Raw genomic sequence first — 20,594 nt, 5'->3', positions numbered from 1 at the left:
CGCCCGGCGTCGGGGGACGTCGATGAATCCTGAGGAGAAAGCCATGCCTGCGAGTTTCGATTTTTCCATGTCCCGCCGCTCGTTGCTGGGCGGTCTCGGTGCGTCTGCAGCACTTGTGATGCTGCACCCCTTTTCGGCGCGCGCAGCCGGCAATCAGGCCCATCTGCGGCTGATGGAAACCACGGATATCCACGTCAACGTCTTCCCCTATGACTACTACGCCGACAAGCCGAACGAGACGATGGGGCTGACGCGGACGGCAACGATCATCGATTCCATCCGCGCCGAGGCGACCAATTCGATTCTCGTGGACAATGGCGACGTTCTGCAGGGCAATCCGATGGGCGACTACATGGCCTATCAGCACGGCATGAAGGACGGCGACGTCCACCCCGTCATCAAGGCGATGAACACGCTCAATTACGATGTCGGCACGCTCGGCAACCACGAATTCAATTACGGCCTCGACTTCATGTTCAAGGTTCTGGGCGGCGCCAACTTCCCGTTCGTCTGCGCCAACCTCACCAAGGGGCAGCTGGCCAGCGACCCGAAGAAGGACGACCTGTTCTTCAAGCCCTATCTGATCCTCGACAAGACCATCAAGGATGGCGCCGGCGAGGAGACGCCGATCAAGATCGGCTTCATCGGCTTCGTGCCGCCACAGATCATGCTCTGGGATATCAAGAACCTCGAGGGCAAGGCGCAGACCCGCGACATCGTCGAGGCCGCCAAGGCATGGGTACCCGTCATGAAGGAACAGGGCGCCGATATCATCATCGCCCTGTCGCATTCCGGCATCGATGGCGCTGCACCAACCGACCGGATGGAAAATGCGTCGCTCTACGTTGCGGCAGTCGAAGGCATAGATGCGGTTTTCACGGGGCACCAGCATCTGGTCTTCCCCGGCCCGAAAACGTGGGATGGGATCAAGGGCGCCGACCCCGTCAAGGGCACGCTGCAAGGCAAGCCTGCAGTCATGGGGGGCTTCTGGGGTTCCCACCTCGGCCTTATCGACCTGTTGCTGGAAAAGGACGGCAAGGACTGGAAGATCGTCGACTTCACATGCGAAGCCCGGCCGATCTATCACCGCGACGAAAAGAAGAAGGTTATCGCCGATGTCGGCGACAAGAAGGAAGTGGTCGAGGCAGCGAAAGCCGAGCACGAGGCAACCCTCGCCTATGTCCGCACGCCGGTCGGCAAGACGGCAGCACCGCTCTATTCCTATTTCGCGCTGGTGGCCGACGACCCCTCGGTCCAGATCGTCTCCAAGGCGCAAAGCTGGTACATCAAGGACATGCTGAAGGAGACGCAGTACAAGGATCTGCCTGTTCTATCTGCCGCAGCGCCGTTCAAATGCGGTGGCCGCAACGGCCCGGACTACTACACCGACGTCGCCGCAGGCCCCATCGCCATCAAGAACGTCGCCGACCTCTACCTCTATCCGAACACAGTGCAGGCCGTGGTCATCAACGGAGCGCAGGTCAAGAACTGGCTCGAGATGTCGGCATCGATGTTCAACCAGATCACACCCGGGGCAAAAGATGCACCGCTGCTGAACCAGTCCTTCCCGTCTTTCAATTTCGACGTCATAGACGGCGTCACCTATCAGATCGACCTTTCGCAGAAGCGTCGGTTCGATGACGACGGCAAGCTGGTGAATGCCGATTCCAATCGCATCCAAAACCTTCAGTTCGACGGAAAACCGATTGATCCTGCGATGAAATTCCTGGTGGTCACCAACAACTATAGGGCTGGCGGCGGCGGCAAGTTTCCGGATATCGCCACGGACAAGGTGGTCTATCAGGCTCCTGATACAAATCGCGACGTCATCGTCCGCTATATCCACGATCAGGGCACCATCAACCCGAGCGCCGATGGCAACTGGACCTTCAAGCCGATGCCGGGCACCACCGTCGTGTTCGACAGCGCGCCGAAGGCGAAGACCTATATCGCCGACCTCAAAAGCGTCCACGTCGAAGATGTCGGCGACGGCGCCGACGGTTTCCATACGTTCCGGTTGGTTCTCTGATCGCGGCCAGCTTTTTCGACGGGCACCGATGGTGCCCGTCGGAACACCCAGCGCAACGCCGGCGTCAGCCCAGCGGCTTCCAGCCGGCGCGGCCGACGACCCGATTGCGGCCGTCGTTCTTGGCCATGTAAAGCCGGTCGTCGGCGATTGCCAGCAGACCGTTGAAGCTTGCGGCATCATCCCCGGACGTTGCAACGCCGATGCTGATGGTGATGGGCTTGCCCCCTGGGTTGCGGATGGTTTCCGCCACCTGCCATCGCAGATGCTCGGCCAGAAGCAGTGCCTCGGCGTGGTTGGTCCTCGTGCAGAGCACCACGAATTCCTCGCCGCCGAACCGGAACAGCCGGTCGGTCGGGCGCAACGCGTTCGAGATTGCTGCGGCGACCGCCTTCAGAACGCCATCGCCTTCGAGATGTCCGAACTGGTCGTTGACCGCCTTGAATTCGTCGGCGTCTATCAGCAGCAGCGTCATGGTTTCGTTACGTTTCTGGCTGTCGCGCAGTATCTGCGGCCCCTCGACCTCCATGCGGTTGCGATCGAACGTACCCGTCAGCAGATCGCGGCCGCTGCGAGAGACGAGATCGTCGTAGCGCTCGCGAAACGTCAGGTCGTGGAACACGTCGAGTACCGAGCGATGCGCGGTGGTCGCCAGATGTCGTCGTATGCCGCGCTGATAAAGCGCGAAAAGCCCCGAATAGATCAGGACCGCGAGAAGCTTTCCGATCCAGCCGCTCCAGAAGGCAGTCATCGGCACGCCGGCAAAATAATGCAGGGCCGCAAAGAAGCCGATCTGGTCGAACGTCAGCAGCACGAAGCCCGCGATCATGAAGCGCAGCACGACCCAGCGCTGTATGAAACGGCCGAGCTTCTCATAGAGCAGGATGATGCCGATGGCGTCGATGTAGAGCAGCGCCGTGCCCCAGATCATCAGCCAGCCCATCTCCCGAAGAAAAGCGAAATCCGTGCCGCGGCCCGGCGATAGTACGGCGGGAATCTGAAATTGCACCGCCCAGGCAATCGTCACCGTGAGCAAATTGCCGAGGAAGAGCCCGTAGATCGGCTGGCGAACGATCGCCGCATCCTCCTGCATATAAAGCATCAGGATCATCATAAGCTTGCCGGCGAAAAACACCGAGGAGCCGGGAGAGACAACGCCGAAAGGCAGTTCGACATAGAAGACGGCTGCCAGGTAGGTTTCCATGAAGTGCATGACGCCGAGTGCCGTCAAGAAGACGCCGAGCCCGATGCGGTGCCGCAAATGCAGGAGCGTCACCATGATCGCAAAATAGGCGACGGCCTCGAGCACGAACAAAGCCAGGTTAAGCTCCCTCATCGCATTGTCCGCTTTCGCCTCTTAAACGTGCTTTTGCACAACGACCGTTTAAGTTTGAAATATAGGACTGCTGAGGTTCCGCCAAGTCTATTGCAGTCGAATCCGGTATTTTGACGCAACGATGTTAACGCTGAACGGGGCTACGCAAGAAGAGAGAGTAGCGAAAAGCGGCGCTTAAGTGCAAAACTGGCAGAAATGCTGTGGACGGAGCCGATCCCCGCCCGCTCCTGCGAACTTTTGTTAATAACGTAAAATATTGTTTTAGCAGATGACGGGCGAGCAAGTCCCTCATCCGCCACTGGTGAAATCGCGGATCGACTCAGACCTGGCGGCTAGGTTCGCCATCGGCAAACAGCGACGGGCCATGCTGGTCGATGATCTGCTGTGCCTTGCGGAAGGTGGTCTCGACCGCGTCATCGACGGAACTGAAGACGTCTGCGCGGATGAAGTTGCGCACCAGGATTTCGCCGTTCACCTGCTTTTCGATACGACCGGCCAGACGAAACTGGCTACCTTCCCGCTGGGGCACTGCGAAAATCTGGCAGTCCTGATAAGTCTGCGAGGCGGCTGGCGCCCCCGCCTTTGTGGCGTCGGCCTTGGGCCCGCCGGCACCGGTGAACATCGACAGGATGGTTGAGAAGAAGGACGCCATTGTTTGCCTCTTGGTTGACCGCAGCCTGAAAGCGCAGATAGTCATATGATCAGGTTTGCAAGGATCTCATTGTCGGTGATGTCTTCGTAGCCAAGTCCGGCATTCTCGAAATTCTGCCGTAGCACCGCGAAACTGTCCGCATTCTTCACCTCTATACCGATCAGGATAGAGCCGAAATTGCGAGCGCTCTTCTTCAGGTATTCGAAGCGGGCGATGTCGTCGTCAGGGCCAAGCAGATTGAGAAAGTCGCGCAGCGCGCCCGGCCGCTGGGCCAGCCGCAGAATAAAGTATTTCTTCAGGCCCGCATGGCGCATGGCGCGCTCCTTGACGTCGGGCAGCCGCTCGAAATCGAAGTTGCCACCGGACACGACGGCAACGATGGTCTTGCCACGGATGGCGTCGCGATCCATCGCCTCGAGTGCGGTGATTGCCAGCGCGCCCGCCGGTTCGAGCACGACGCCTTCGACATTCAGCATATCGATGATTGTCACGCAGATGGCGTTCTCCGGCATCAGCATCACCTGATCGGCGGGGAAAGCTCGCAATGCTTCAAAATTCAGATCGCCAATGCGGGCAACCGCCGCCCCGTCGACGAAATTATCGACCTTCGGCAATGTCATCAGGCTTCCAGCCTCTATCGAGCGACGAAGGCTGGGAGCGCCGGCCGGCTCGACAAATCGGAACGCCGACGGTGGCAGGACATCGCTGAAATAGCCCGTAATCCCGGCAGCCAGTCCGCCGCCGCCGACCGGCATGACGACCAGATCCGGCAGCACGCCGTCCGGCAATTGCGCCGCGATTTCGGCCGCCACCGTCGCCTGGCCTTCGATGATATCAGCATGGTCGAATGGCGGCACCATGAAGCCGTCATTGGCCGAAACGTAATCGCGCGCAGCCTGGTAGCACTGGTCGAAAAAGTCGCCGAAGAGTTTGATGGTGATGAATTCGCCGCCGAATATGCGGGTCTTCTCGATCTTCTGCTGCGGCGTCGTCACCGGCATGAAAACCACACCGGGCACGCCGAAGTGGCGGCACACGAAGGCGAACCCTTGCGCATGATTGCCGGCCGAGGCGCAGACGAAGACTTTCCCGGTACCGCCGGCTGCCATCTGCTTTCGGAAGAAGTTGAAGGCACCCCGGATCTTGTAGGAGCGCACCGGCGTCAGGTCTTCGCGCTTCAGCCAGATATCGGCACCGTAGCGGGCGGAGAGATGCTCGTTGAATTGCAGCGGCGTCGCGGGGAAAATCTCCCGCATGGCTTCCTGCGCGCTGTCGACATCCCGTGTGTTCAAAGTCTGAACGTCCTTCGTTGTTTCAAGCGTCTGGCTATGACACAGGCCGGCTGTCGAGATAAAGTCTCTTTGTTCGTCCGAGGCCAGGCAATGTCCGATTTTTCAGCGATGAGGCGCTCTTATACTGCCCTTCCGAAAGAATCGTCGCGGACGACAAGGCTCAACCCCTCATTTCTTTGGATTGACATCTACTCGCGCGGTGCACTCTATACGGCAAGCCATCATGATGATGGTTAGAGGCCCGCTACGCGCCTGGTGTATCCGGGTTGGCGGGCTTCGTCTTTTTTAGACCGCCCCTTTTGGCGTGTGGATGCCAAGCCTTTATTCCGCCGTGAGCCTGCCTATTATGACGGTATGATGACACGAATCCTCCTGAAGGGCGCGGCATGGTTCGTGCTCGCCTTTATTCTCTTCTCCACTGTTTCGCCGATTGACCTCAGGCCGCATACGCTGACGACGGTCAATATCGACCGAGCCGGCGCCTATGCGCTTGCCGGTCTTGTTTTCGTGCTGGCCTACCCACGCCACTGGAAATCGATCGGAGTTCTTCTGGTCGCAGGCGCACTCGGCTTCGAGTTCCTGCAGGAGTTTTCGCCAACCCGCCATGCGCGGTTGCACGACGCCATCGTCAAGGGCGGCGGAGCGATTGCCGGCGTGGCGATGGGCTACGCCTTCAACCGCATCCGGGCGCGATGGACTCCGGACCTCCTGGTCGCCGGCTGAGGAGGCGTCCGGGAGGAGAAGGCGAGCCAGTAGCTTCTCCTGCGTACCGATATCCGAGATCACCGGGTTGACGGAATCGTCAAACTCGTTGATTTGAAAGGCAGGCGGACGTGGCGAAACTGGTAGACGCAAGGGACTTAAAATCACTTGTATTCACCGGAAAACAAGGTTTCTGGCTGCAAAACACATAGCGGTTTACGACCGAAATCGATGGAACAAAGCGAGATTTGCAAAACATTTTGAGGTCGCCAGGGACGTTTTTACCCGCCCTCGCCATGCTCCTTCCATGAAGGAACAAGCGCGTTAACCGCGACTACAACTAATAGATTATCAAACTATCGGAGATTGCAGAGGGCGCCTAGGTTAGGCGGACCCACCAGCGGCTTGCAGGCTGCCAGAGGGTCCTAACCAAGCCAACACTTAGGAGGTGTCACATGGCTGCCCAAGGACTAGCGAATATTCGTTACGTCATCAACAACGATGACCCAATCCCCACCCAAAAGCGCCTGGCCAAAACCTTTGCCGACGCCGCGGCAAGCTACCTCGGTCACGGCGGTAGCCACCGATATCTCGATAGGATCGTGGAATACCTCGCCGACCAGCCAATTGATTCCATCGTTCCATTCGATATCAAGGAGATGGCCAAGGCGCTTTTCCCGGGCGTGACCAACGCCACGAAGAACCGGCAGGTGCTCACCCCGGTTCGGGCCGTCATCAACCATGCCAATGAGCGAGGCTGGTGCAATTACATCCGGATCAAGAATTTCAAGGAAGACGCTCCCAAGCGGAAGCTCCCCGCCCCTCCGGTCTGGCTACAGCTTTTCGTCAGGGAGTGCGACAGGAGCCGGCTGCCGCATGTCGCCGCTCTGGTCTTGTTCATGGCTCACACCGGCGCCCGTGTGTCCGAGGCGGTGGCACTGGAATGGTCGGAGGTAGACCTGCAGAGCCGGACAGCATTGCTCCTCAAGACGAAGACCGAGAGAAACTCGACACGTCATCTCACGGATGAACTGGTCAACAGGCTGCATGTCCTGCGGCAAGCCAGGAGCAACAGAAATCCGGCCAGGGTCTTTACTTTCAAATGCCGCTACTCGGTCAATGAGAGGATTGAGGCGGTCTGCAGCCGGGCTGGGATCACCTACAAGTCGAGCCACGCCTGTGGTCGGCATACCTTCGCCACGACAGCAATCGACATGGGGCTAGATATCCCCACGGCCATGGCTGCTGGCGGATGGAAGAGCTCGGCGATTTTTCTCGGCGTCTATGTCACGCCGAGGCGCAATGCCGGACGAATGACCGCCGACAGGTTCAACGAGATCACTTTCGACAAAGACGTTTGACTGAGATTAGCCCGAGCAACCTCCCCGGGCTTTCATCTCCCTTAGGATAAGGCCTCGCTTTTCGCCTATAATCCCACCTCTTGACTCTCGATGACAAAGAGAACATTTGAGGAACATGCGTGAAAGGATCCTCACATGGCCGCCGAGAAGTTCATCATCATTCCATACAAGAAGAACCGCGGCAACCTAGTGCCCGGCGAGATGCGACAGGCATCGAACACCGTCAGTGCCGAGAAGATTGCCGGCGCGATGGCTGATCGGTTCATCGGCGTCGCAGCCTATGCTGTGATGGTCGACGAGGAAACTGGCGACATGAGCTCGCCTCGCCTACTCGCACGTCACGGCGAGATCGGCGATATCGCTGCGTGACGATCGGTAGTGCCTGATGACCCGCAGCTCAGGTACCGATGGAAGATTACCTGGTCGGACCCTGGTGACGCAGATAGCTGGAAAACAGATTTCATGGGGTGGGATGGAGACGTGCCGGTCGGACGGATCCGTTTCGAGCCCATGGGGCTAAAGAAAAACACCTGGCAGTGGTCTGGTCATGGCCCAAGAGTGCAGCAAAGGCTGCTGCCTCATCAAGGATATGAGCCGTCGGCTCGACGAGCTGCGGCATCGGCGGAAGACTATTACGATCGCTTGTTACGCCACAACGGATTGAAGCAATGATCGACGCCGAACGCACACCGAGGTACGAAGGCCCACAGGACCATCAGTGCGCATATCCGGCTTGCGGGAAGCAAGGCCCATTTGGTTACGAGCGAGCCGGCCGCACCATAGAGTGGAGATGCTACGAGCATCGAGACATCGACTACCGCCTGAAGTCTCGATGAATCCCTTACTCGGCGGAAGCCAAGGCTTTCGCCTGTGCCATGAGAGTGGCATCGCCTTCCCCTAGGACATCGAGGATCCGCAGCTTTTCCGCCCGAAAGACCTTCCAGAAGTGTGGGTCATCGGCTCTTATTGATATCGAATTGTGGATGAGATCCGCGAGCTTAATGCTCTTCGCCTCGGGTGGCGCCAAGGCGATGTGCTGCCGGTCCAGTTCCTTGCGAGCCAGCCGGTTTCCGTGAAACGGCGTCGACACGTCAGTCAACCAGGCTACGAGTTGAGCAACCTTGGACCCAAATTTCTCTTTGATTTCTAGGAGCGTGACCGGAGTGTCTTCCACCACGTCGTGAAGGAGTGCCGCCGCGATCATCTCCGGGGTGTGAGGAATGCCACGTACGATTTCAGCCACGGCCACCGGATGCACGATATAGGGCTCGCCGGTGTATTTCCGCTTTTGCTCGCCATGTGCGGCGGTCGCGAACCGAAGGGCGTGCTTTTCAAGGTCGGACGGTGTCACGAAAACTCCTTAACGCTGGCCCGGTATGGCAAGAAATGGGCGGATCGCACGGCCTCGCGATGGACATGCTCAACGAAAGAATTAATCCATTCGTAGTCCGGCTCGTCCGGCAAGGTCGAGCTCGTCGCGGCCGCCTCGACCCTCTCGAGCAGATCCTCGATCTCAGAGGCAACGTCCTGATAAGGAAGTCGACCCTGCTTGATATCAAGGATGTGTGCCGCGTCTGGCAGGGGGAAAGTGACGTTGCCCGTCGACAGCAGCTCGATCGCCTGCTCGCCGACGCGAACCGCGTGTGAAAGCGCTTTCCAGTCTACGCCCTGCTGGGTCTCAGCCATCAACGCGCGCCGGCCATACTCGTCGACGACGCGGGCCATTATGTCGCGAGCGTTCTTGATCGAGGCAGTAAAGGGCATCTTCCGATCGCAGACTTCCCAAAGCGATACCCTTTGGCCGTGAGGCGTGGTGTCCTCCAGCATCCCCATATGGTCGTTGGCCTCGATGGTCGCGGCGATACCATCGGCAATCATATGCAGTTTGGCGGTCGAGCCGTGTGTGTCCATCCCGGCGTCAAGCAGAGCAAGGGCGTTCCGGGCCGCAGCGACGCGGGAACCCTTGATGCCATACTTGTTCGCCTGGAAACGGGCGTAACCGATAAATGCCGCCGACTTGCGCGTCAGTAGCTTCTGACGGTTCGCCGCGATCTCACGCCATTCCCATGCCGGCTCTTCGACCATGGCGGTTTCCGGGGCGAACAGGACGTCTAGGGCAACGGTTTGACCTTCTGCGGCCAGTCCAAGGAACCGCTGCACGCTGAACTGCTCTTCATCGATCTCGCCGGCACTGTTCTTCTCACCGATGCCCTTGGGCCGGTGGTTATTCAGCGTTTTCGGCGCCTTTTGAAGTAGGATCGTGTCTGCGGCTGGAACGAAGACGCTTTTGAAATCCAGGTCGGATTCTGGCGTCGAAGTGCCGTAGAGGTGCGACCCGAATTTGATCCGCATGATTGTTCGCTGCATGGCCCGGTCTCGATAGGAAATTTGAGATGAACGGGTTTAGCGCCTCCGGGGCACAAAGTGAATCCCTTCTGAGGCTGGAACGAATCAGTCTGCCGACAATTGAGTCGCATTCGTATCGAGTGTGAGGGCGGCGTAATGGCTTTGAGAGAAGACAAGATCTGGTCAGAAGGCGTCTATGTGGAGTTGGGGGAGCTTGGCAATTATATGGTCGTGACATCGACACGACAGGCGCTGAACCTCCTTGAGGACCGATGGCCCGGCCGTGACGGGCAGCGCTACAAGTCCGCAGTCAAGCTTTGCGGTACTGTATTGAAGGGTAAGGCACCGCCCGACAGAGCGCGGGAGATGTTTGTCGAGGCCGCAGCTGAGGCCGAAGTCTACTCCGGCCCCGTACCAAAGCAGATGTTGCTTGTTCTTCCCGCCCCGGGCGCCAAGAAGATTGGTATGAGGTTCTATCCCAAAAAGCCGACCTGGAAGTGATCACCTACCCGGGCCGGCCCACTAGGCGACGGCCGGGCGACCGATTGATTGGAAGCGATCAGCGGTCGCGATCTCTTTCTCGACGGCTGATCTCGCGCTGGATCCTGAGCTCCTCGCGGATATTGTCCAACTCTTCCGCAAGCTGCTTCTCAACCCGGGTTTTTTCTTTCGCGATCTGGTTGCTCTCCATTATCGTCATGTTGAGCGCTTCGCCGGCCGCCGAGAGCTTATTGAGCGCGCTCGGGTCGACGATAACAGCTGCAACCTGAGCCGTTGACTGGCTCTTCTCGGATGGCGCGCCGGCACCTGATAGAAGGCCCATGTAGCGGACGCCAAAGATCAATGCCAATGTCGCGCCGAAGACGACGATTGCAAGCGGAGGCAGGTTAGCCAGTTGGTCCATTGCGAGCTTCCCCTTGATCTCGAGCAGCGCGGTTGATGTTCACCAGCTCGCCAATCGCGAAGAGCGGGTAAATGGCGATCCACGTGCTGACGACGTCAGAGGATGCGAAGCCATATGAAATTCCAGACCAGATGATGCAGCCGATAGCCGCAGAGACCTGCCTGATCTGTGGAGTAACAGTTTTTCTAGCGCCGTTGATGACGAGGCCTACGATGCGCAGGCATCCCACCAACAGCATGCCCCATCCCATGAAGTTTTCGGAGGGCACAAGGTCACGGAACGAGTGGAAGGCCGGCTGATTGAACGTCTCCGACGGGAGAAGGATGACGTAGCCGAACAGGATCATATGCCCTGCCATGAACCATTCCATCATGCGAGGCCCAAACCGGTGTTGGATCGAGATCCACATCGCTGGTCCTGTGTAAGAGGGAGGGTTGCTCATTTCATCTGGGTTCCTTTGTTTCCGATACGAAAAACCCCGCCACCGGGTGGGTGACGAGGCAAAATCTACGACAATGTACGGATAGCGCGGCACCGATCCACAGGGCATTCTGTCGGGTGCGCCGATCACGGCTTCGGGGTCGCGGCGCAGGCTACGGCCTCGGCCGGCGGAACATGGATATAACGCCGGCCGGAAGACTTTGCTCGGCAGGGATAGAAACAGTGGCATGCAAGATTGCATCGTTTGGCAGGCGGCACTACTTGGACTGCATCAGGATATCTTGGATCCATACGAACGAGGCTCGCGTTGCGATATTTTCACCTGAGCAGCACCGGACTAGCCCCTGGGTCCATCATTGAACCCGGGAATTGGGGCCGCATCGTCCGGCATTTAGGAGCCAATCATGCTAGATCCTCGATCGAGGCGATCATGGAGGATGTTCGTGCAAACGAATTTCCCGATCGGCCATCAAGACTGACCTCGAGCTATTTCTTTGACGCCATTGGCGAAGCCCGCTTTTACCGCGGTACCGACCTTATGCGTTCAGCAATGCTTTTGTATGAGGTAGAACTGATCAAGCCCCAGTCCGTCCAGCATTCAACCGATTGGCGAAACAACGTTCACGACGGCAGTCTGACGCTTGACTGGGCCCGCCGATACTGGCGCGGCGAGCATTTGCCTCCAGATGGGAGTGGACATGTTTGCCGAGAGATTTTAGCCGAGACACCGCTGAAAATCATCTCGAAGCTGGCCTTTTAATCCTCCCCAGACGTGACTCGGGCGATGGACAGCATTACGGAGGCTCCCATGACGACAAACCCCGCGCCACCTGGATGGGGCAAGGACCGACTGTCCGCGTATCTCGAAGAGTTCCGCGGCAACCAGTTCGCGACGTTTCATAACAAGCGGAAGGAGGTCGCTGACCTCATCGCGCTCGACAATCTCTTTGAGAAGTTGCTGAACGGTGCCCGCGACCCCGATCCGCAGATGCCGATGACATTCTTGCTGCGCGCCCACGCGGCCTTCAGGGCCGCAGTGAGTTTGGTGATGGGTGGTCAGCTTTACGAAGCTCAAGTACTATTACGATTGAGCCTTGAGCATGCGTCGTATGGCTTTTTCATCGGTGGCGACCAACTGCGCTGGACACGATGGATGAAACGCAACGACGATGAGAAATCCAAAAAGGCGGTCCGTGAAGAATTCACCTCGGGCGCTATCCGCCGCTCCATCAAGAAGGCCGACGCCAAGATCGGCGGTCACTTCGAGACCTTGTATGAGCGCCTGATCGACTTTGGAGCCCATCCGAATAAGCAAGGCTTTTCGATGAGCACCAAGCTCCGGAAGGAGCCTGGTGAGACCCATATTCTGTCGATTTACCTGCACGACGATGGCGTGCCCCTCGACTTCGCTTTGAAGACGACGGCGCAGGTGGCGATCTGCGTTCTCCAGATTGCCTACCTGCTATACCCCACACGTATGGAGCTGCAGCAGCTTCGGCACGAACTCGATGAGATCACTACACGATACTGATCCGAGTTCGGGCATTTCCCTTCCGGAGGTGGTTAGGATGAGTTCACCTGGGCAATTTCCCCTGTGTACTGAAACTATTTTCCGATCGGGATCGTATCCGCATCCTCAAAGTCAAAAGGTGCGGAGTGACAATTTGAGATCGTGGCTAGTCCTGCTGGGAATTGCGACAGCGTTGGCGTGGTTTTTGACTTTCTATTTGGTCTACCAGAGCCAAATGTGACGAGGCATGGGACCGGTGGGATAGTTATTAATCATCCATGCCCCATCATGACGGAATGGGTAGACCTTCGCTGAATATGGTTCGAACGCATTTGAAATTACTCCCCGCCGACGTGGAGCGCATTGACGCGCTTGTCGGAGAGAAGGGTCGATCGAAGTTCATTCGCGAGGCCATAAGGCAGCAGCTCGACCAGATCGCGCCTGGCGACGATAAGCCTAGCCCGCCCTTCCTCGAGTATGCCGGCCGTCACGAGCCGAGGCTGACGCCATCAGGCCGATCCCTGCTTTTGGACAGGATCCAGAAAGATGGAAGCCTCGACAAGTTGATGACTGGCCTGGGCTACGATGACCCGATTGAGTTCCTGCACGCCCTGCTCGGCTTCAGCACGTTGCCCAACAGGGCCGTGTCCGCCCTTGTCGCTCAGATCCTGCCGAAGGCATAAACGGCCCACTGAAGTGTTTAGGGTGATGGGTGCCGGTCTTTCCCGGCTGTCAGACCATCCCCCTACCATTAGGGATATTGCACCTAGATAAATAGGCCGGGACTTGAACCCAGTTTTTCGATCAACCATGCCTCGGTCAGCGACCCGGAATTGAACCGGTCAACACGTATTTCCTACCACGCCCGCACTCAAACAAAAAGCGCGTTGATGGGTTAGAGCGCCCGTACCGCCCGGATGAATTCAGCGATGGTTGCTGCCTTCATGGAATAGCCGAGCGTGGTCTTATGGACGCTATCGCTCAGAACACCGGCAGCAAGGGCAGCAGCGTAAGAAACCTCACTGACACGACAGTCGATCACCGGGCAATCCACGAAATCTGCCACATCGTATGTCATGGCAGCATAAGCCTCTTGAGCGGCAGAACTTCCCGCAACGCTTCCGTCATAGGGCGGCACGATCAGGATAGGCAGCACGCCACGGGAGATGCAGGCCTGTGCACCTGTCGTCATGTTGGCCTGCGACTGCGCCACTGTAATCGGTCCCGTCGAGCGCCAATCATTGATTTGCCAGTCGTCCATGAATGCTGCAGGAGCGCCGATGGTTGATAGCATCGCCAGCCGCCCCGCTACGCCGCCGGTATCGTCGATCAACTGCGAGGAAACAGCGCCGGAGATACCCCAGTTCAAAAGGCTGATTTCTCGCCTGCCCGCCGTGTCGTCATAGGCATTGAAGCCAATCATCGTCACGCCACCAGCGACCCATGCGGTATTGAGGGTATGAGCGCCCAGCGCAACAGCGCTTGTCGTGGTCTTGAGCACCTGAGACGTGGTGGACGAATTGATTGTTGTCGCAGAGCCACCGTCGATTGCCCAGCTGTAATTGCGTCCAACCGTGCCGTCCAAGGAGAAGATGTCAAAGCGTGTGACACTGTCCTGCGGAGTAAAATTCAGGGCGCTGGCAACGGTTGGAAATTGAAAGGCATTCCCGCCGATGGTTTTCAGGGCGCCGAAATTCGTACCACCACTCACTGTCACTCGAGCATCGCCAGAAAGGAAATTGGCGATTGCCGCGTTCGACAGCCCCCATGATCCGCCATCCGCAAAAATGTTGTTTGCGCCCGCCTGGATGCCCATGCTGCGAAGAATGCGAGCCAGTTGCATCGGCCATGCTGTCACGGCTTGAGCGGTCCCGCCGCCTGTCTGCTGGCCACGCGTGGTGCTAGGCCCCCAGCACGGAAGGTTGATGTTTTGGTCCGTGCGATGCATGGACGACTTCAGTTTGAAAACCAGCGGGTTTGATGGCTTCAGATTGTAGTACGGACCCGGAAGGCCTCGCAGGGCACCACGGGCGAAGTTGCTCTGCTTGATATTGCGGTTTGCCATTATGCGGCCTCCTGAAGGTATGCACCGTCGCTGTCTACGAGGTATGCTCCGTCGTCATCGACGAGCAGAACGAAGCCGGGGTCGGGTTGAGGCACCCCCCCACCCTGAGACGGACGGGGTAGCGTCAACGCCCCCAGAGACGGACGAAGCCGCAGAGCAGAAAGCGCGCTCATGCCGGCGCCCATGCAACGTAGTTGCCCGCCTCGACGTAGTAGTCATGGTCTTGGCTATCTGCTTCCACGATCCATCGGACAGCATTCGCGTCCTGGGCCTTCGCGAGCGCGTCGGCGCCGGACACCTTTGAGACGGCAATGAAGCCCTGGACGCTGCTGTGAGCCCGAAGCAGAGCCTTGGCGGCGCCGGGAACCTGGCCGACGATGGCTGCGGCCGTCATCGTCTTCCCGAAGAAGCCGGTGATCAACGGCAATACGCCACCACTGTCGGTCGAAGCTGTAGGCGCGCATACGATGTGCATTCCGGTAAGGGACATGATGGTCTCCAGATTTAAGGTGTCAGGATCGAGACCCACTCGGCGGCGAGCAGGCAGATGAAAGCAGTCGTGGTGACCGCGAAGCCGAGGAGGCAGATCATTTCAAAGTGTTGGTGGAATTGGTCTGCCGAGCATAGTAATCGGCCCACCATGCAGAGCAGTCGTCTGACTGCCGGTCGCGATTGTCGGCGACGACGTCCCATCGCTTGAGCGTCACGACACGCGGTTCGTCTGCTGACGGCTTCACCCGGTCCATGTGTACCGTGCATGAGCCGTCAAGCTTCTCAGGCAACGGAGAGGCGGCGTTCGCCTGTCCTTGGACCACAGCAGCGGCTGAGGCACGCTGCTCCAGTGTCTGGCAGCCCTTGGCGCTGGTCAGCAGCAGAACCACAGGCAAAAGGATCAGTGCTTTTCTAACCATTGTAGCTCCTCTGGGCTCCAGCCCTGCATGTTGTCGGCTTTGGCCGCCGCCTGCAGCTGCTTGATCCGGGCGTCGGCTTGCAGCCTGGCTGCCTCTGTCGCTTCCGCCCGCTTCTTCGCTTCGGTCGCCGCTTGTTCGGCAGCCAGGCGGTCGGCCTTCTCCTTGTCGACCTGGGCTTGGAGTGCATCCCGCTCGAACTTGGTTACCATGGTGCCGGTGGCTGTCTTGACCTCGCTGGCAACCCGGCCGTCAATGACTTGGCCGACCAGCGGGAGACTGAGCCCCTCGTAGAAGAAGATCAGTAAGACGGCGGCGATGATCATGCCGGCAAGGATCGCGGCAGGGATTTTGATGATGTCGGAGAGATTTGCGAACATCACTGCACCCCGGCCAGGCCAGACACGCACAACTCGCCCTCGCCTACCCGGCCGGGATCGCCCATGCCCCGGCGATTAGTCAGCCCTTGGACGGCGCGCCCGCCTGCCCTGTTCCACTTCGACAGGTCCTCGCAAGCCGCCTTGTAGTCATAGCGGCTGATATCCTTGGCCGACGACGAGGTTCGAGCGCCGGCAGCTCCAATATTGTAGCCGAGGGAGATCATCGCGCCCTGGACGCTGTCAGGTGCCTTGACGAAGTCCTTCACGCCATCGACGAGCGGCAGGTAGTAGTCGCGCTTGACCCGGTCGATGAGCATGGTCTCACAAGCAGCGACGGTCCTGGTCATGCCGAGCTTGACGGGCTTACCGTCGATCAGCGTCTCGCCGTAGCAAATCGTTGGGACACCGACCATGTCGAGATAGGCTGCCGTGCGCAGCCCTTCCCACTTCTTGATGACGCCGATCGCAGCGAACACGGCCGGAGGCGTCACACCCTGGTCGAGAGCCTGATGAATGAGCGCTGGCGTCATAGTCGGCTTGGCCGGCGTCAGATGGCTGCCAGTGAACGCCGCCCACCCTGTGATGCCGGCAGCTACGATGGCCGCAGCAACGGCGGCCTTGCCTCTAGGCGTTGGTCTGTTGATCGGCATCATCCGGCCCTTTCGGCATGGTCATTTTCGATTGAACGGTCAGGCGGGCGATACATGCCGCCATCGTGGTGAAGCCGGACACGGCCGCGAACAGGCCGCGCGGAATGACGATCCACTCGTCGATGTATGGCAGCGCCACCTCGAGGCCGGAGAAAGCTGCCGCGATGAGGATGAGCTTGACGCTCATCGCCCGCTTGAAGACGTGGGCAAAATGGTCGATCGGCTCCAGGCCGAACGCGCGTAGGGACGCGGCAAAGCTGCGCTTCACCGCCCCTTTGATGGGCTGTGGCTCGGGAGGCATGGGATGTCCTTTGGATTGGGGATGCAGATTTTGCGCCACTTCCGCGCGCGATTGTATCGTGTTACTACCGTCCCAATTTCATGTGGGGGGGGTATTGTCTTGAAAGATCAAATTCGCGCAGTTAGCGAACTAGTGCCGCTGCCCGTCAGGCACTTCATCAAGCAAGCGCTGTTCAAACAATCCCCTTACATGCGGAGCGCTATCCCCAACGCATCTGATTTCGACATGCCCGAATTCGCCGCGTTTTGCGCATCGATCGACCACGCCTTGTGGTATCACCGCAAGATTTGGGAATGGGCGTTTATTGAGTACGCCCTGAAGTCCAGGCGCCTTCTCAGGGAAGGCAAGCGAGGCCTTTGCTTCGGTGTTGGAAACGAGCGTCTTCCAGCTCTTTTTGCCTCGAAAGGCTGCACCATACTTGCGACTGACGGTCCTGAAGATGTCGTCACACCAGACTGGAACCAGACTGGCCAATATGCGGCGAACCGGGAGGTCCTCCACTATCCGAGCATCATCGGTCGTGATGAATTCGAAAGGCGCATTTCTTTCGCAGTCTGCGACATGAACAATATTGACCCCGATTTGCGCGATTTCGATTTCTGCTGGTCTGCATGCTGCCTTGAGCACCTGGGCTCCTTGCAGGCAGGCGAGGATTTCATCCTCAACAGCGTTGAGACGCTGAGGCCAGGAGGCATTGCGGTCCATACCACTGAGTTGAACCTTTCCTCAGATGTCGAAACGATCTCGACTGGGCACACAGTTCTCTATCGGCGCGCCGATATCGAGGCCATCAAAGATAGGGCCCGCACGCTTGGTCACATCGTTTACGACTTCCCCATCGTCGAAGGCGATTCAGAAGTCGACCAATACGTCGACATCGCGCCCTTTCGTCACGATCCCCATTTGCGCCTTCAACTTGAAGGCTACACAACGACATCAATCGGGATTGTTATTCAAAGATGCGCATAAGGTTCGTCAGATATTCTCGCTGACGAACTTGTTTGTGCCCGTGCCGCCATCTGTGATGTTGGCAACGGCATGGCCCTGGAACGTATTATGCTTGATGATGTAGCGGTCGGAGCTGCCGTTATTGATCAAGATGCCGCGGCCCTGTCGACCTGAGTACATTTCATTACCAAAGTCGCATCCAAGAACCTTGAAGTCGCTGACGCCGGCTGAGACGACCAGACCAGAGCCGACATTTGCTGCTGCAGTTTGGGAATTGCTGTCAAACAAACAAGCTTCGAACGTCGTTCGTTTACTGCCTGTCAACAAAGAACATCCATTGCGACCGTTATTGAAGAACCGAGTTCCTCGGAAAGTGGTGGCGATGCTGTTGGAAATTGTCAGCCCATCAGCGCCGCCGCCGGAGCGCCCCCCACTAAACCAGCAGCCATTGAAGTCGTTGGCGCCGCCATTGTTTATGAGCGACCCCAGTATGGAGCTGTCGAAGAATACATCAGTGAAATTATTGTATTGAGGTTTTTGCTTGTTCGCCGTGGATGCGGCATCAATAGCCAGAGATACTTGACCGCCGAGGACATCGCCGGTTTTCATCATGATGGCTTCGCAAAATTCAGTCAGGCGTACGCCGCCAAGGGATCCTTGGGCATCTCCCGTAGAAATGATGTACTTATCAGCGAACACGTCATTAACGCCAGTGCACCAAAAACCAGATGTCTGGTAGTTTGTCAGGGTAAAATTTGAGATACGCTGCCCACCGCCTGCGGTAGCGAGAAGTGCGTTTGCAGCCTTGTCAACCCGGAAATTGTCTAGCCGGTTTTCGCCACCGGCTGTTCTGATGCCGATGGCCTCCGCTGCTGTCGCCTGCGTTGCATACTCAAGGCTAAGACCAGCAAGCTCGCCTTGCGGCGCCCACATGTTGATGCCGCTAACTGCAGGATTATACTGGATGATTTCTGTATTTAGAAAGCCGTTTCCGATCAGCCCAACGCCAAAATAGTTGTACTGCAGGGTACTTGTGATTTTGTAGCGCCGCGAAGGAAGGTGCACAGGACCTAGCTTGTTCAAACCCGCAAAGTCCAATGCAGACTGCAGCGCTGCGGTATCGTCAGTGATCCCGTCGCCAGACACCCTGAACGGGAGATCAGTGACATTTACAAATGCGCTGGACGGCTCGTACATGAAACGCGAGCCGATTGTCGGAGAATATGCCATGGTCACACCTGTATTTCTTCGATGGCCAAAGTCAGGGCTGCCGCCCCGCCAAAAAGTCGGTTGGCATTTTGACCATTCACCCACCAAGGACTTCCGTTTTGAGCTGCCACCCTTAGATCAATGGTCCAAGAGGCAGTTGTGCCTGGGACAAAATCAAGGACTTCTCCACTAAACGGCACGACAACGCCGCCAGCCGAGGTGTAAGATGTTGCCGCACCAATCGCGTCAGGATTTGCTGTTGGTGTGGCTGTAGGATTGGCAAAAATGGCCCAGCTAATAGCATTTGCGCCAGTCGTCGCGCCAAATCCCGAAACTCGAAACCGGAGCTTGGTTGTCGCAGATGTTGGCGTGATCGTTACAGACACGCCAAGCGTCCCTTCCGAGATCTGCGGCTTGGTATCATCGAGAGGAATGATCGTTGAAGCGGTGAGATAGCTCGTGTTCTTACCAACGACCGTTTGGATGATCGAACCGGGCGGCATGAGCTTACGCAATTCAGTCGGCGATATTTCTTCGACACTACCTGAACCTGTAGACTTTCGACCAAGCAGCCGAGACGAAGCCGAAATATCCTGAACCTTGGCATAGGTTATGTTTTTATCTGCGACCTTAGGAGTGGTCACCGTGCCGTCAGATGGTGTACCGATCGTCACAGCGTTCGACATGCGGACTTCAAAGACGACGCCTAACGGCACTGTTATCTGGATCTTAGGAGACCCGGAAACGTAGGCGAGGCCATACGATGGCATCGTCAGCATTTGCGTAAAACCGCTGACGACCGGGAACATATTGTTGGCAGAGCCGGGGTCGATAGTCAGCGGGTATAGATCGTCGGCGACCCCGGTACCTACGAATGGACCATTCACAACCCAGTTGTTGCGTGCAAAGTCGGCATAGTCAGATGCCGCAATAGCCGCCGCTTCCGCCCCCGCAAGGATCGCTTCGCTTGATTGATCGCTAACCAACCGGAAGGTGGTTCCGACAACGATGCCCATAACGGTCATGCCGCCCACGAGGCCGCCGACGATGGGATTATTTCCGCTGTTAGTCTTGACCGTCAGCGAAGGACCACCATTGAACGAGATCGTGACGGGTGTCGCCGTATTCGTTTCAAAAAGCGTGAACCAGACAAGGACCGAGCCCGATACCGGCAGGCTGGATTTTGCCAAAATTGCATTGGCGGTACCCGCTCCGGCATCGGTGGCGACAACGAAGCTGTAAGGTAGGTTCGCAACCCTGACCCATGAACCGGATCCGGAAGCTCCAACCTTTTGGTAGACGCCATTGTTGCCAACCGTGATGTCGCCCACGACCCATGCCATTGAATTGGCGCCATGGGCCAGATCAGCGCTCAGCAAAGTCAGAGAGGTGTAAACAAGCCCTCCGTTTGACGCGATGGCATTAATAAATGCCTCAACCCAGGTGGCCCAGTCCCGGATATCGTTTTTGGGTGGCTGATATGGCGCAGATGCTGGACCGTCGGCCCAGATATTAGCAGCAAGCTGAACCATGAGTTCTCCATGCGCAAGCGGCCCGATAGAG

General features: G+C 57.8%; 24 protein-coding genes. 9 read left to right on the top strand and 15 right to left on the bottom strand.

Going from position 1 to position 20,594, the window contains the following annotated elements; genetic code table 11:
- The first annotated feature begins 43 nt into the window (after positions 1–43).
- The gene (locus EQW76_RS01030; protein WP_142822451.1) at positions 44–2,029 is read left to right on the top strand and encodes a bifunctional 2',3'-cyclic-nucleotide 2'-phosphodiesterase/3'-nucleotidase; all 1,986 of its coding nucleotides are present in this window, start codon (positions 44–46) and stop codon (positions 2,027–2,029) included.
- 64 nt (positions 2,030–2,093) lie between these two features.
- Here EQW76_RS01030 and EQW76_RS01025 read toward each other — a convergent pair whose 3' ends face one another.
- The 3 genes from EQW76_RS01025 to ilvA form a co-directional block, all read right to left on the bottom strand.
- Entirely contained in the window at positions 2,094–3,362 is a 1,269-nt protein-coding gene (locus tag EQW76_RS01025; protein WP_142822449.1) for a GGDEF domain-containing protein, read from the bottom strand.
- Between the two features lie 319 nt (positions 3,363–3,681).
- Positions 3,682–4,014, bottom strand: a complete 333-nt coding sequence (locus EQW76_RS01020) for an HlyU family transcriptional regulator (RefSeq protein WP_142822448.1) — start codon at positions 4,012–4,014, stop codon at positions 3,682–3,684.
- A gap of 41 nt (positions 4,015–4,055) precedes the next feature.
- Positions 4,056–5,306, bottom strand: a complete 1,251-nt coding sequence (gene ilvA, locus EQW76_RS01015) for a threonine ammonia-lyase IlvA (RefSeq protein ID WP_142822447.1) — start codon at positions 5,304–5,306, stop codon at positions 4,056–4,058.
- Positions 5,307–5,663: 357 nt separating this feature from the next.
- Here ilvA and EQW76_RS01010 point away from each other — a divergent pair, with 357 nt between their 5' ends.
- The 3 genes from EQW76_RS01010 to EQW76_RS01000 all read left to right on the top strand — a co-directional run bounded on the left by EQW76_RS01010 (position 5,664) and on the right by EQW76_RS01000 (position 7,738).
- Positions 5,664–6,029, top strand: coding sequence for a VanZ family protein (locus EQW76_RS01010; protein ID WP_224128470.1), 366 nt, complete (start codon positions 5,664–5,666; stop codon positions 6,027–6,029).
- A 434-nt stretch (positions 6,030–6,463) separates the two neighbouring features.
- Positions 6,464–7,369: a site-specific integrase gene (locus tag EQW76_RS01005; RefSeq protein WP_142822444.1), complete on the top strand. Its 906-nt coding sequence runs from the start codon at positions 6,464–6,466 to the stop codon at positions 7,367–7,369.
- Between the two features lie 135 nt (positions 7,370–7,504).
- Positions 7,505–7,738, top strand: a complete 234-nt coding sequence (locus tag EQW76_RS01000) for a hypothetical protein (RefSeq protein ID WP_142822443.1) — start codon at positions 7,505–7,507, stop codon at positions 7,736–7,738.
- Positions 7,739–8,210: 472 nt separating this feature from the next.
- Here EQW76_RS01000 and EQW76_RS00995 read toward each other — a convergent pair whose 3' ends face one another.
- Together EQW76_RS00995 and EQW76_RS00990 are read right to left on the bottom strand one after the other, a co-directional pair.
- Positions 8,211–8,720: an HD domain-containing protein gene (locus tag EQW76_RS00995; protein WP_142822442.1), complete on the bottom strand. Its 510-nt coding sequence runs from the start codon at positions 8,718–8,720 to the stop codon at positions 8,211–8,213.
- Positions 8,717–9,736 (bottom strand): nucleotidyltransferase domain-containing protein, encoded by a 1,020-nt coding sequence (locus EQW76_RS00990; protein WP_142822440.1) that lies wholly within the window; start codon positions 9,734–9,736, stop codon positions 8,717–8,719. Before EQW76_RS00990 ends, EQW76_RS00995 begins: the two co-directional genes overlap by 4 nt.
- 135 nt (positions 9,737–9,871) lie before the next feature.
- Here EQW76_RS00990 and EQW76_RS00985 point away from each other — a divergent pair, with 135 nt between their 5' ends.
- Complete coding sequence (locus tag EQW76_RS00985; protein WP_142822438.1) at positions 9,872–10,216, top strand: DUF982 domain-containing protein; 345 nt, start codon at positions 9,872–9,874, stop codon at positions 10,214–10,216.
- A 58-nt stretch (positions 10,217–10,274) separates the two neighbouring features.
- On the opposite strand, the gene EQW76_RS00980 is transcribed toward EQW76_RS00985, so the two are convergent.
- Together EQW76_RS00980 and EQW76_RS00975 are read right to left on the bottom strand one after the other, a co-directional pair.
- A complete protein-coding gene (locus tag EQW76_RS00980; protein ID WP_142822437.1) occupies positions 10,275–10,619 on the bottom strand; it encodes a hypothetical protein in 345 nt (114 codons plus the stop codon).
- A complete protein-coding gene (locus tag EQW76_RS00975; protein WP_142822435.1) occupies positions 10,603–10,977 on the bottom strand; it encodes a hypothetical protein in 375 nt (124 codons plus the stop codon). The genes EQW76_RS00980 and EQW76_RS00975 overlap by 17 nt, the downstream gene beginning before the upstream one ends.
- 513 nt (positions 10,978–11,490) lie before the next feature.
- Here EQW76_RS00975 and EQW76_RS00970 point away from each other — a divergent pair.
- The 3 genes from EQW76_RS00970 to EQW76_RS00960 all read left to right on the top strand — a co-directional run bounded on the left by EQW76_RS00970 (position 11,491) and on the right by EQW76_RS00960 (position 13,253).
- Entirely contained in the window at positions 11,491–11,820 is a 330-nt protein-coding gene (locus EQW76_RS00970; RefSeq protein WP_142822434.1) for a hypothetical protein, read from the top strand.
- Between the two features lie 48 nt (positions 11,821–11,868).
- Complete coding sequence (locus EQW76_RS00965) at positions 11,869–12,591, top strand: hypothetical protein (protein ID WP_142822433.1); 723 nt, start codon at positions 11,869–11,871, stop codon at positions 12,589–12,591.
- 311 nt (positions 12,592–12,902) lie between these two features.
- Positions 12,903–13,253, top strand: a complete 351-nt coding sequence (locus EQW76_RS00960; RefSeq protein WP_244616911.1) for a ribbon-helix-helix domain-containing protein — start codon at positions 12,903–12,905, stop codon at positions 13,251–13,253.
- A 212-nt stretch (positions 13,254–13,465) separates the two neighbouring features.
- Here the strand turns inward: EQW76_RS00960 and EQW76_RS00955 are convergent, their stop codons facing one another.
- The 6 genes from EQW76_RS00955 to EQW76_RS00930 form a co-directional block, all read right to left on the bottom strand.
- The gene (locus EQW76_RS00955; protein WP_142822430.1) at positions 13,466–14,635 is read right to left on the bottom strand and encodes a hypothetical protein; all 1,170 of its coding nucleotides are present in this window, start codon (positions 14,633–14,635) and stop codon (positions 13,466–13,468) included.
- 169 nt (positions 14,636–14,804) lie between these two features.
- Positions 14,805–15,125 (bottom strand): hypothetical protein, encoded by a 321-nt coding sequence (locus tag EQW76_RS00950; protein ID WP_142822428.1) that lies wholly within the window; start codon positions 15,123–15,125, stop codon positions 14,805–14,807.
- Positions 15,126–15,222: 97 nt separating this feature from the next.
- Positions 15,223–15,546, bottom strand: a complete 324-nt coding sequence (locus EQW76_RS00945) for a hypothetical protein (RefSeq protein WP_142822426.1) — start codon at positions 15,544–15,546, stop codon at positions 15,223–15,225.
- Positions 15,528–15,923: a hypothetical protein gene (locus EQW76_RS00940; RefSeq protein WP_142822424.1), complete on the bottom strand. Its 396-nt coding sequence runs from the start codon at positions 15,921–15,923 to the stop codon at positions 15,528–15,530. The genes EQW76_RS00945 and EQW76_RS00940 overlap by 19 nt, the downstream gene beginning before the upstream one ends.
- Positions 15,923–16,573, bottom strand: a complete 651-nt coding sequence (locus EQW76_RS00935; RefSeq protein ID WP_161991111.1) for a lysozyme — start codon at positions 16,571–16,573, stop codon at positions 15,923–15,925. Before EQW76_RS00935 ends, EQW76_RS00940 begins: the two co-directional genes overlap by 1 nt.
- A complete protein-coding gene (locus EQW76_RS00930) occupies positions 16,548–16,874 on the bottom strand; it encodes a hypothetical protein (protein WP_244616909.1) in 327 nt (108 codons plus the stop codon). The genes EQW76_RS00935 and EQW76_RS00930 overlap by 26 nt, the downstream gene beginning before the upstream one ends.
- A 99-nt stretch (positions 16,875–16,973) precedes the next feature.
- Here EQW76_RS00930 and EQW76_RS00925 point away from each other — a divergent pair, with 99 nt between their 5' ends.
- The gene (locus tag EQW76_RS00925; protein ID WP_161991110.1) at positions 16,974–17,843 is read left to right on the top strand and encodes a class I SAM-dependent methyltransferase; all 870 of its coding nucleotides are present in this window, start codon (positions 16,974–16,976) and stop codon (positions 17,841–17,843) included.
- 6 nt (positions 17,844–17,849) lie between these two features.
- Here EQW76_RS00925 and EQW76_RS00920 read toward each other — a convergent pair whose 3' ends face one another.
- Both EQW76_RS00920 and EQW76_RS00915 read right to left on the bottom strand, forming a co-directional pair.
- Positions 17,850–19,052, bottom strand: coding sequence for a glycosyl hydrolase family 28-related protein (locus EQW76_RS00920; RefSeq protein WP_142822419.1), 1,203 nt, complete (start codon positions 19,050–19,052; stop codon positions 17,850–17,852).
- 2 nt (positions 19,053–19,054) lie between these two features.
- Positions 19,055–20,563, bottom strand: coding sequence for a hypothetical protein (locus EQW76_RS00915; RefSeq protein ID WP_142822418.1), 1,509 nt, complete (start codon positions 20,561–20,563; stop codon positions 19,055–19,057).
- Positions 20,564–20,594 lie beyond the last annotated feature (31 nt).

This window comes from Rhizobium sp. rho-13.1, assembly GCF_007000305.1.
In the GTDB taxonomy this organism is placed as follows: Bacteria; Pseudomonadota; Alphaproteobacteria; order Rhizobiales; family Rhizobiaceae; genus Rhizobium; species Rhizobium rhododendri.
Note: the sequence above shows the minus strand (reverse complement) of the source record. Positions and strands in the feature narration are given on the sequence as shown.

What these genes read in the sequence shown, in the direction of transcription:
- EQW76_RS00915 (WP_142822418.1), bottom strand. Translation starts at nt 20,563, where the DNA reads ATGGTTCAGCTTGCTGCTAATATCTGGGCCGACGGTCCAGCATCTGCG.
- EQW76_RS01030 (WP_142822451.1), top strand. Translation starts at nt 44, where the DNA reads ATGCCTGCGAGTTTCGATTTTTCCATGTCCCGCCGCTCGTTGCTGGGC.
- EQW76_RS01025 (WP_142822449.1), bottom strand. Translation starts at nt 3,362, where the DNA reads ATGAGGGAGCTTAACCTGGCTTTGTTCGTGCTCGAGGCCGTCGCCTAT.
- EQW76_RS00990 (WP_142822440.1), bottom strand. Translation starts at nt 9,736, where the DNA reads ATGCAGCGAACAATCATGCGGATCAAATTCGGGTCGCACCTCTACGGC.
- EQW76_RS01005 (WP_142822444.1), top strand. Translation starts at nt 6,464, where the DNA reads ATGGCTGCCCAAGGACTAGCGAATATTCGTTACGTCATCAACAACGAT.
- EQW76_RS00965 (WP_142822433.1), top strand. Translation starts at nt 11,869, where the DNA reads ATGACGACAAACCCCGCGCCACCTGGATGGGGCAAGGACCGACTGTCC.
- EQW76_RS01000 (WP_142822443.1), top strand. Translation starts at nt 7,505, where the DNA reads ATGGCCGCCGAGAAGTTCATCATCATTCCATACAAGAAGAACCGCGGC.
- EQW76_RS01020 (WP_142822448.1), bottom strand. Translation starts at nt 4,014, where the DNA reads ATGGCGTCCTTCTTCTCAACCATCCTGTCGATGTTCACCGGTGCCGGC.
- EQW76_RS00935 (WP_161991111.1), bottom strand. Translation starts at nt 16,573, where the DNA reads ATGCCGATCAACAGACCAACGCCTAGAGGCAAGGCCGCCGTTGCTGCG.
- EQW76_RS00955 (WP_142822430.1), bottom strand. Translation starts at nt 14,635, where the DNA reads ATGGCAAACCGCAATATCAAGCAGAGCAACTTCGCCCGTGGTGCCCTG.
- EQW76_RS00940 (WP_142822424.1), bottom strand. Translation starts at nt 15,923, where the DNA reads ATGTTCGCAAATCTCTCCGACATCATCAAAATCCCTGCCGCGATCCTT.
- EQW76_RS00950 (WP_142822428.1), bottom strand. Translation starts at nt 15,125, where the DNA reads ATGTCCCTTACCGGAATGCACATCGTATGCGCGCCTACAGCTTCGACC.
- EQW76_RS00920 (WP_142822419.1), bottom strand. Translation starts at nt 19,052, where the DNA reads ATGGCATATTCTCCGACAATCGGCTCGCGTTTCATGTACGAGCCGTCC.
- EQW76_RS00975 (WP_142822435.1), bottom strand. Translation starts at nt 10,977, where the DNA reads ATGGCAGGGCATATGATCCTGTTCGGCTACGTCATCCTTCTCCCGTCG.
- EQW76_RS00930 (WP_244616909.1), bottom strand. Translation starts at nt 16,874, where the DNA reads ATGCCTCCCGAGCCACAGCCCATCAAAGGGGCGGTGAAGCGCAGCTTT.
- EQW76_RS01010 (WP_224128470.1), top strand. Translation starts at nt 5,664, where the DNA reads ATGACACGAATCCTCCTGAAGGGCGCGGCATGGTTCGTGCTCGCCTTT.
- EQW76_RS00980 (WP_142822437.1), bottom strand. Translation starts at nt 10,619, where the DNA reads ATGGACCAACTGGCTAACCTGCCTCCGCTTGCAATCGTCGTCTTCGGC.
- EQW76_RS00985 (WP_142822438.1), top strand. Translation starts at nt 9,872, where the DNA reads ATGGCTTTGAGAGAAGACAAGATCTGGTCAGAAGGCGTCTATGTGGAG.
- EQW76_RS00970 (WP_142822434.1), top strand. Translation starts at nt 11,491, where the DNA reads ATGGAGGATGTTCGTGCAAACGAATTTCCCGATCGGCCATCAAGACTG.
- EQW76_RS00945 (WP_142822426.1), bottom strand. Translation starts at nt 15,546, where the DNA reads ATGGTTAGAAAAGCACTGATCCTTTTGCCTGTGGTTCTGCTGCTGACC.